We start from the raw sequence: 7,813 nt of genomic DNA, 5'->3' as shown, positions 1-7,813 counted from the left end.
CTCCAAAAAGAAATAATAATATGGATAGGCCTGTTAACGTGGCTTGAAACCAGTTCTTTAAGGAGAACCTCAGAAGAGCTGCACAAACAATGAGATTCAGTAGTGCTACAATAAAGGCTATCTGTAAGGACTGAAGGTATGGAATCATCAAATAAACAAAGACCAATCCACCTATGATGGAGCCAATGGTCTCATAGACATAGACCTTACCGATAATACCGGCTTCAGCTTCTTGTTTTTTTTGAATTTCAGAATATACCTTACAGCCAAAAGTAAACAATGCGCCGTGAGGAAGGCTTACTGGAAGAAGGATCAGGAACGAAAAGTAGAGAACAGGGATGAATCCCAAACCTTCGCCAGGAACAGTCTTCATGAAACCGCTTAAACTCCGGGTCAAAAAAACCGCTAAAGGAAGAGCCAGGGAAAAGACCAGCTGAACAAGGACAAACGCTTCAATCTTTCTTGCTATCTTTTCAATTCTTTTGCCCAACCAGAAGGAACCTGCGGCCTCTAGAAGAAGCCAGTTGGCGAGGATAATACCGATGGAGAGTTCATTACCGGAGAAGATAATCAGTAATTCCCGAAGGAGGAGTATCTGGGCAACGATGCCGCTTAGGCCCATGATCAATATGGCAAGGATGAGGGGCATCAATCTCTACCCCCAAATCCCAGGGATACGATGATCACAGAACCTGCACCTGCCATTCACCACATTGTTTTTCAATACCTCGAAATGAATCCTGTGGATCAACCTCTCTTTACATTTTGGACAGAATGTTGAGTTAAGCTTGTGTCCAGGGACATTACCTATTGTCACATAATTCATGCCCACATCCACTGCTATTCCATGTGCCATTTCTAAGGTCTGGATTGGTGTGGGGTCAAGATGGGTTAATTTATAATTCGGGAAAAAACGGGAAAAGTGAAGAGGTGTTTCTACACCAATCTCTTCTCTAATCCACTCACACATGCGCCTTAAATCTTTGGGATCATCATTTATGGTTGGAACAACCAGATTTACAATCTCAAGCCACTTCCCTTCATATTTGATAATCTTTAAGGTTCTCAACACCGGTTCTAAATCTGCCGAGGAGTTCTGGTATGCCTTCTTGGTAAATCCCTTTAAATCAATGGTCGCAGCATCGGTAACTCTCAAAAGCTTTCTTAGTGGTTCGGGATTCATAGAACCGTTTGAGTGCCATAATATTCGTAATCCTCGCTTTTTAGCGAGCACTGCAATATCATAGACATATTCATAGAATACAGTCGGTTCATTGTAGGTAAAAGATATCGTGGGTACCTTCTTTTTAAGAGCACTCTCAACGGCTTTTTCTGGGGATATATCATAGGTATAAAAATCCCCCGGGCTTACCTGGGAGAGATGCCAGTTGTGACAGTGTCGACATTTGAAATTACATCCGACTGTACCAAAACAGAGTATATGAGATCCTGGAAGATTATGGTGCTGCGGCTCTTTCTCAATAGGGTCTACATGCACAGCAGAGGGTTCACCGTAAACCAGGCTATAATATTTGCCATCTCTGTTTTCTCGCACACGACAGAAGCCCCGTGCTCCAGGAGGTATGACACACATCCTGAAGCATGTTTGACACTGCACCATTTTATTTTCCAGCTTTTGATAAAACATGACCTCTTTGAGGAGTTTGGTTGAGGTAGTTTGGGCTTCATCATTGACTTTAGGTTGATTCATTAATAAGCGTCGAAATCCCAATATTTTCGAAAAGCTATCCCAGAACCAGGTTAATATGAAGGCCGCAACTGCTAAGATCGCTCCTAGCAGGAATTTTCTACGGATCATCATTGTCTCTCACCCTCTCTATGCAATATAACATAGAATAGGATTATAATACTATTTTTAAATTTACTTCTATTTGTCTGAATAATAAGTTATTTATTTTTTAAAGAGAAATACAGGAAAATAACACTCTTAGGGAAAGAATAATAGTTATAAAAGTAAACGAAATAAAGTTTGAATCAACGATCTTCTATCAAAAGAACATATTAAGAATCGTTTTTACCATTGAATTCCTTTTGACCGCAAGAAATCCTGTGATTTTTTATCACCCAGCCTTGAAGAAGTTTTAAGATCCTCAATAAATTTCTCCTTGTTGCCAAGTTTCCAATAGGTCATCCCCCGATTATGATATGCATTTGAATATTCGGGGTCTAATTCAATGGCTTTATCAAAGTCCTTGATAGCCTGTTCTTGGTTTTTAAGTCGCCAATAAGCAATTCCCCGGTCATTATAGGTATCTGCATATTGAGGATCGAGTTCGATCGCTTTATCGAAGTCTCTGATTGCTTCTCTATTATTTCCAGTTCTTTTATGAGCATTCCCTCGATCTTTATAAACCTTAGCATCATTGGGGTTTGATTCGATTTTTTTTGTATAATCATCTATTGTCTTTTCTGAATCACAGCCCTGCTTAGACTCTTCTGATGCACCCACTTCTTTTTTTAAAGCCAAACAAAAAAGAACGAACATAATAAGAAAAGCTACTGAGAGAATGACAGATGACCTCTTCAATTTTTTACCTTTCTTTCTTGGGTTTTTATTCGTTCATTGCCTGCTCTCACCAAGGGATCCCTCGTGATAACAAAAAATCTTTTGCTTGCTCAAGATCTAATCTGGCAGCAGCTTTATACTCCTCGATGGCTTTTTGATGATCGCCAAGGAGAGAATAAGCATAACCTTTGTTAAAATAGGCCTCTGCAAACTTTGAGTCCAGTTCTATGGCCCTCTTACAATCCTTGATAGCCTCGTTATGATTGCCCAGAGAAATATAAGCGATCCCTCTAAAAACAAAAGCATTCGCATCTTTAGGGTTTTGCTCTATGGCTCTTTTAAGAACATCGACCGCCTCCTTATACTTCTTCTCAGCTACTAATGCCTTACCCTTCTCTAACCAATCCATTAATATAATCCTCCTTTGATTTCATTATGATAGGTTTCTTTTTCAAAATGAACTAACTCTTTAATAAATGATAATACACATTACCCTATTTCCAAATAAGAAATATTTTAAGGAAGAATAGTTGGAAAAGAATGATGAAAATTCCTGTATAGGCAATATTTGACATATCTAAAAAAATTCTTAAAAATCTCATTCTTTTAAATAAGGTAGCAATTCATTAAGCTTTTATAAATCATATAATTATTTTGATTCTGCATCTCTCCTTAAATAATCTTTTTGAGGAACAACTATTGCATGATGATTATAGAAAAGCTATACTTCATTCATATTTTTATGTATGAAAGGAAGGAGATATGAAGAAAAAAAGGAGAGGCTTGTCTATTCTATTATTTTTATTCTTTTTATCCTTCTTATTCTCTTCTGAACTCTACTCTGAGTTTTACAAGTATATCGATAAAGATGGAAAGGTCTTCTACACGGATGACGCAAGCAAGATACCGAAGGAATACAGAGATAAGCTGAAAATTTATAAAGAAAAATATGACTCTCTTCCTGAAAAGGAAAGATTAGAGAAGATTGAAAAGGAGCGCAAAGTAGGGGGAGAAAAGGAAGAAAAAGAAAAGGAGGAAATTGCTAGCGAAAAACCTTTAGAGGATACGGAAACAAAGGTCATGATAAAAGGAAACCAGGTTTTGGTACCAGTTATTCTGGGTTATGGGAAAAAAGAAACTGAGGCTTTACTCCTTCTGGATACAGGGGCCTCAATGATAACCCTGCATGATGAGATTGCGGATCAATTAGATATCAGTAAATTTCTAGAAGCGAAGACAAGAGTAGCAGGAGGAAAAGAGATCAAAACCAATGTAGCGAAACTGAGCTATGTTAAGGTCGGGCCGATTAAAAAGAGAGACCTTTTTGCAGGCTTCATTGAATACAAAGGTTCATCTGTTGCTCACAAAGGCCTGCTCGGTATGAATTTCTTGAAAGATCTTGAATACAGTATTGACTTTAAAAATCAAGTTATCAAGTGGAAAAAATAATTTTAAATTCCTGATTTATCCCTCTTCAAGCACTTACTTTTTTTTGCAAAACTCAAAAAACTATCTCCAGAATGAGCGAGGCGAAAGCCAAAGAAGTAGTTGTGAGGAGATGATGGTATGAATCCGGTTCGTGCTGATGCTCGCGCGAAATGAGACTTAAACATCATCGAACCGCCACGAAGCCCTTTAAATAATCCTTTATCTAAACCCTCAGGGTTCTTCTTAGGGCTTTTACTGTAATAATCTTTATGATACCAGTCAAAACACCACTCCCAAACATTACCACCCATGTCATACAATCCCAGGTTATTTGGCCTTTTCTGTCCTACGGGATGGGTTCTCTCTCCAGAATTTTTATCATACCATACATACTCTTCAAGCTCTGATTCACTACTCGTGCCTGGCCATTTATCTCTCTTTCCTCTACTTCTTGCCGCATACTCCCACTGCGCCTCTCTAGGAAGACGATAAGCTTTGCCTGTCTTGTGGTTGAGCTTCTTTATAAACTCCAATGCATCATTCCAGCTAACGTTATCGACAGGGTAATCATCACCCAATTTAAAGTAGGATGGATTACTATCCATTAATATCTCCCACTGCCCCTGAGTCACCTCATATTTCCCCATATAAAAATCATCCAAACAGACAGTATGAACAGGCCTTTCATCGCTATCACCATCACCAAAAGTATCCCCCATCTCAAAACATCCCCCCTTTACAAACACAAACTCCATACCAGTGATGGGTTCTTTATATCCATCCTTTGACGATTCAGGTTCTCCATCGTAAGAGATAAAGAGGAGAGGAGCAAAAATAATAGAAAAGATAAGAGCCTTTAATGATTTTGTCATAGGATTTCAAATCTAGAATATCCCTGTGGTGGCTGCCAAAATTAAAGCAGCCATACCTTTTAAAATAAATTTCAAAAGATTATGTTTTTCTTTAGTCTTTATTAATTTTAATATAGGAAAAATTATAATTAAGTCAATAGGTTATTGCATTTTCTGCTTCTAGATTTTTCTTTTCTTAACGGATTTTTCAAAACCCTTTAACTGAAAGCTTTCTTTCCAAAAGAAAAAATATAAAAGATTTGACTTTTAGTATAGAAGAATTTATTATAATATTATCTTGTTGTTGAGAATCGTTCTTGCTTTCGCCATTAAAACTTTTACCTAAAGATTTCTGAGAAAAAATAATGAAAATAACCATTTTAGGCTCTGGAACGTCTACGGGTGTACCAACGGTTGGATGTAATTGTGAGGTGTGCCGCTCTACCAATCCAAAGAACAAAAGAACTCGTACCTCGATTCTTATCTCTGAAAATGCAAAGAATATCCTGATAGACACATCAACTGATCTCAGATATCAGACCTTAGAAAATAATATTGATCATATCGATGCAGTTTTATATACCCATTCTCATGCTGACCACATTCACGGAATTGATGACATGAGATCTTTCAATTTTATTCAAAACACACCCATACCCTGCTTTGGAAACAGAGATACTGTTAATAATATAAAAAATATTTTTAAATATATCTTTCATAAAGACCAAAATGGATGTACCACCCCTCAACTGGAATTCAGCATCATCAATTCCCAACTGAGTCTCTTCAAAACAAAAATAACGCCTATCAAGATTATGCACGGTATCATCCCTATCCTTGGATACAAGATCAATAATATGGCTTATATAACAGACTGCAGCTACATCCCTCCTCAATCTGAAAAAAAGCTACAAAATTTAGATCTCCTTATCCTGGATGGCCTTCGATATGAACCCCACCCGACCCATTTCAATATCCATACGGCCGTGGAAGAAGCAAAAAAGCTAAATCCTGCAAGGACTCTCTTTACTCATCTTACACATGATTTAGAATATGAAAAGGTCAACAGAGAACTCCCTGAAGGAATGGAACTGGCCTACGATGGAATGGTCGTTGAGATTTAGAGGAAAAACTCTTTTTCCGAGAATCAGGACTTCTCTTTTAGATAATGGTCAAAAAATTCTATGACCCTCTCTCTATAATCACTTCCAGCCATAAAGATTGTCTCTCCGTGACTGGCATCCTTAATAATCCATAACTTTTTTGGTTCCCTTGCGGTTTTAAATAACCTCTTTGCATAAGAAGCAGGCATCAACTTATCCCCTTCTCCTCCAATAATAAATACAGGAATAGGTGATAAATGGCTTATTTTTTCTAAAGGGGATATTTTGTTTACATCTGTAAAGAAAAAGATGTTATAGGTCCACATCATAAAATATACAAAGGGGAAAGAGGGAAGATGATAGAAAGATCTTAGGATTAAAGCTCCCTCTTCTTTCAGGCTTGTATAAGAGCTATCTGATACAACTGCCTGAACATTCTTATGTTTTGCTGCGGTAAGAATTGCCACTGCAGCACCCATCGAAAATCCATAAAGCCCTATCTTCTCTTTCATCACATCTTCCTTTCCTCTCACATACTCAATAGCCCCTAAAAGATCTCTTTGTTCTAAGTAGCCTATGGACGATCTCTTCCCTTTACTTTCTCCATGACCCCGGAAATCAAATAATAGGACGCTATATCCCTTTTCTGCTAATTCCTTGGAAAATTCTGTAAAGTCAGATTTGCTTGCTCCTAGGCCATGACAGATAATGATTGTTGGCCACTTTCCATTTTGAAAATTATCTCTAAATTTGGCTTTGATAAACCACCCCCTTAATAAAATGTTATCTGTTGAATGAAATGTAACCTCTTCATATTCAAGGTCATACTGGGATGGAGGAATATGGAGAGGATAACGGGGTGGATGAGTATTCATATAAACAAAGATGGCATTTAATAAGAAGATAATAAGAAAAGAAAATCCTAAAATTTTTAAGACAATATTAAAAATCATATTATGAAATTTTATATAAGACAATCCATAGAAATATTTAAGATATTTAGGGTGAGAAAAATAAATAACCCTTGTATTTTAAATTAAATACCGAAGAAGAACGGTGGCAAGGCTAAAATATATCAAAAGACCTGTAATATCATTTGAAGTTGTGACAAACGGACCAGAGGCAATGGCAGGATCTATATTTAACCTCTTAAATATAATGGGAACCAAAGCACCCATTAAAGAAGCCACGGTAATGGCAAAAAACATAGAAATACTAATGATTATACCGAGTATAAAATTCCCATGCCAGATATGAGCCACAATTCCGATGATAGTCCCGCAGAGAGCTCCCATCACTGCTCCTGTAAGCATTTCTCGAAGGATATGTTTTGTAATCACAGAAGCATCTATTCTTCCCGTAGCAAGACCTCTAACCGTTATTGTAGAAGATTGGATAGCAACGTTTCCTCCCATATGCATCACGACAGGAATAAAGGCAGCCAGTGCCAATAACTCCTTAAGGGTTATTTTAAACTGCCATAACAATGCACCTGTAATGATCCCCCCTATGAGAGAAATAATCAACCAGGGAAGCCTATACCTGGCCACTTTGAATATGGATTTACTGAATAAAATTTCTTCCTCATTGGTTCCTGCCATCTTGTAGATATCTTCTGTTGCCTCCTGACCAATAACATCAATGATATCGTCTACGGTAATAATCCCTACCAATTTATTCTCCTCATCCACAACAGGGATCGCCAAAAGATTATAACGTGCCACGATTTTTGAAACATCCTCCTGATCCGTATCTGTTCTGACGCTGTAGACCTTTTTTGCCATAATATCCCTTAAGGACTTTGAGAAAGGCGCCAGAATTAACTGTCTTAAAGAAACAACTCCAACAAGATGATTTTTTTCATCAATGACATAGATATAAAAAACCATCTCTGCCTCACTTTC

9 protein-coding genes are annotated in these 7,813 nt (G+C 37.5%); 2 read left to right on the top strand and 7 right to left on the bottom strand.

Annotation, left to right across the window (positions count from 1 at the left end; translation table 11 throughout):
- The 4 genes from VMW81_02110 to VMW81_02095 form a co-directional block, all read right to left on the bottom strand.
- Window positions 1–649, bottom strand: a 649-nt coding sequence (locus VMW81_02110) for a spermine synthase (GenBank protein ID HUU49738.1), incomplete at its 3' end; no start/stop codon positions are given.
- A 6-nt stretch (window positions 650–655) separates the two neighbouring features.
- Entirely contained in the window at window positions 656–1,822 is a 1,167-nt protein-coding gene (gene amrS / locus VMW81_02105) for an AmmeMemoRadiSam system radical SAM enzyme (GenBank protein HUU49737.1), read from the bottom strand.
- Between the two features lie 213 nt (window positions 1,823–2,035).
- A complete protein-coding gene (locus VMW81_02100) occupies window positions 2,036–2,548 on the bottom strand; it encodes a tetratricopeptide repeat protein (protein HUU49736.1) in 513 nt (170 codons plus the stop codon).
- A 46-nt stretch (window positions 2,549–2,594) separates the two neighbouring features.
- Window positions 2,595–2,936 carry a tetratricopeptide repeat protein gene (locus VMW81_02095; protein ID HUU49735.1) on the bottom strand — a complete coding sequence of 114 codons (342 nt, stop codon included), beginning with the start codon at window positions 2,934–2,936 and terminating at the stop codon, window positions 2,595–2,597.
- A 353-nt stretch (window positions 2,937–3,289) separates the two neighbouring features.
- Here VMW81_02095 and VMW81_02090 point away from each other — a divergent pair, with 353 nt between their 5' ends.
- Window positions 3,290–3,976, top strand: a complete 687-nt coding sequence (locus VMW81_02090; protein ID HUU49734.1) for a retropepsin-like aspartic protease — start codon at window positions 3,290–3,292, stop codon at window positions 3,974–3,976.
- A 2-nt stretch (window positions 3,977–3,978) separates the two neighbouring features.
- Here the strand turns inward: VMW81_02090 and VMW81_02085 are convergent, their stop codons facing one another.
- A complete protein-coding gene (locus VMW81_02085; protein HUU49733.1) occupies window positions 3,979–4,827 on the bottom strand; it encodes a formylglycine-generating enzyme family protein in 849 nt (282 codons plus the stop codon).
- A 344-nt stretch (window positions 4,828–5,171) separates the two neighbouring features.
- Here VMW81_02085 and VMW81_02080 point away from each other — a divergent pair, with 344 nt between their 5' ends.
- On the top strand, window positions 5,172–5,930 hold the full coding sequence (locus tag VMW81_02080) for a GPMC system MBL fold metallohydrolase (GenBank protein HUU49732.1): 759 nt from the start codon (window positions 5,172–5,174) through the stop codon (window positions 5,928–5,930).
- A gap of 23 nt (window positions 5,931–5,953) precedes the next feature.
- Here the strand turns inward: VMW81_02080 and VMW81_02075 are convergent, their stop codons facing one another.
- Window positions 5,954–6,862: an alpha/beta hydrolase gene (locus VMW81_02075; GenBank protein HUU49731.1), complete on the bottom strand. Its 909-nt coding sequence runs from the start codon at window positions 6,860–6,862 to the stop codon at window positions 5,954–5,956.
- A gap of 78 nt (window positions 6,863–6,940) precedes the next feature.
- Window positions 6,941–7,813 (bottom strand): magnesium transporter (mgtE, locus tag VMW81_02070; GenBank protein ID HUU49730.1); only part of this gene is annotated, 873 nt, incomplete at its 5' end.

The sequence above is a fragment of the Nitrospinota bacterium genome (assembly GCA_035528715.1).
Lineage (GTDB): Bacteria > JADFOP01 > JADFOP01 > DATKYB01 > DATKYB01 > DATKYB01.
Note: the sequence above shows the minus strand (reverse complement) of the source record. Positions and strands in the feature narration are given on the sequence as shown.

Excerpts from the sequence above, each read along its gene's own strand:
- amrS (HUU49737.1), bottom strand. The coding sequence starts at position 1,822 with ATGATGATCCGTAGAAAATTCCTGCTAGGAGCGATCTTAGCAGTTGCG.
- VMW81_02080 (HUU49732.1), top strand. The coding sequence starts at position 5,172 with ATGAAAATAACCATTTTAGGCTCTGGAACGTCTACGGGTGTACCAACG.
- VMW81_02095 (HUU49735.1), bottom strand. The coding sequence starts at position 2,936 with ATGGATTGGTTAGAGAAGGGTAAGGCATTAGTAGCTGAGAAGAAGTAT.
- VMW81_02090 (HUU49734.1), top strand. The coding sequence starts at position 3,290 with ATGAAGAAAAAAAGGAGAGGCTTGTCTATTCTATTATTTTTATTCTTT.
- VMW81_02075 (HUU49731.1), bottom strand. The coding sequence starts at position 6,862 with ATGATTTTTAATATTGTCTTAAAAATTTTAGGATTTTCTTTTCTTATT.
- VMW81_02085 (HUU49733.1), bottom strand. The coding sequence starts at position 4,827 with ATGACAAAATCATTAAAGGCTCTTATCTTTTCTATTATTTTTGCTCCT.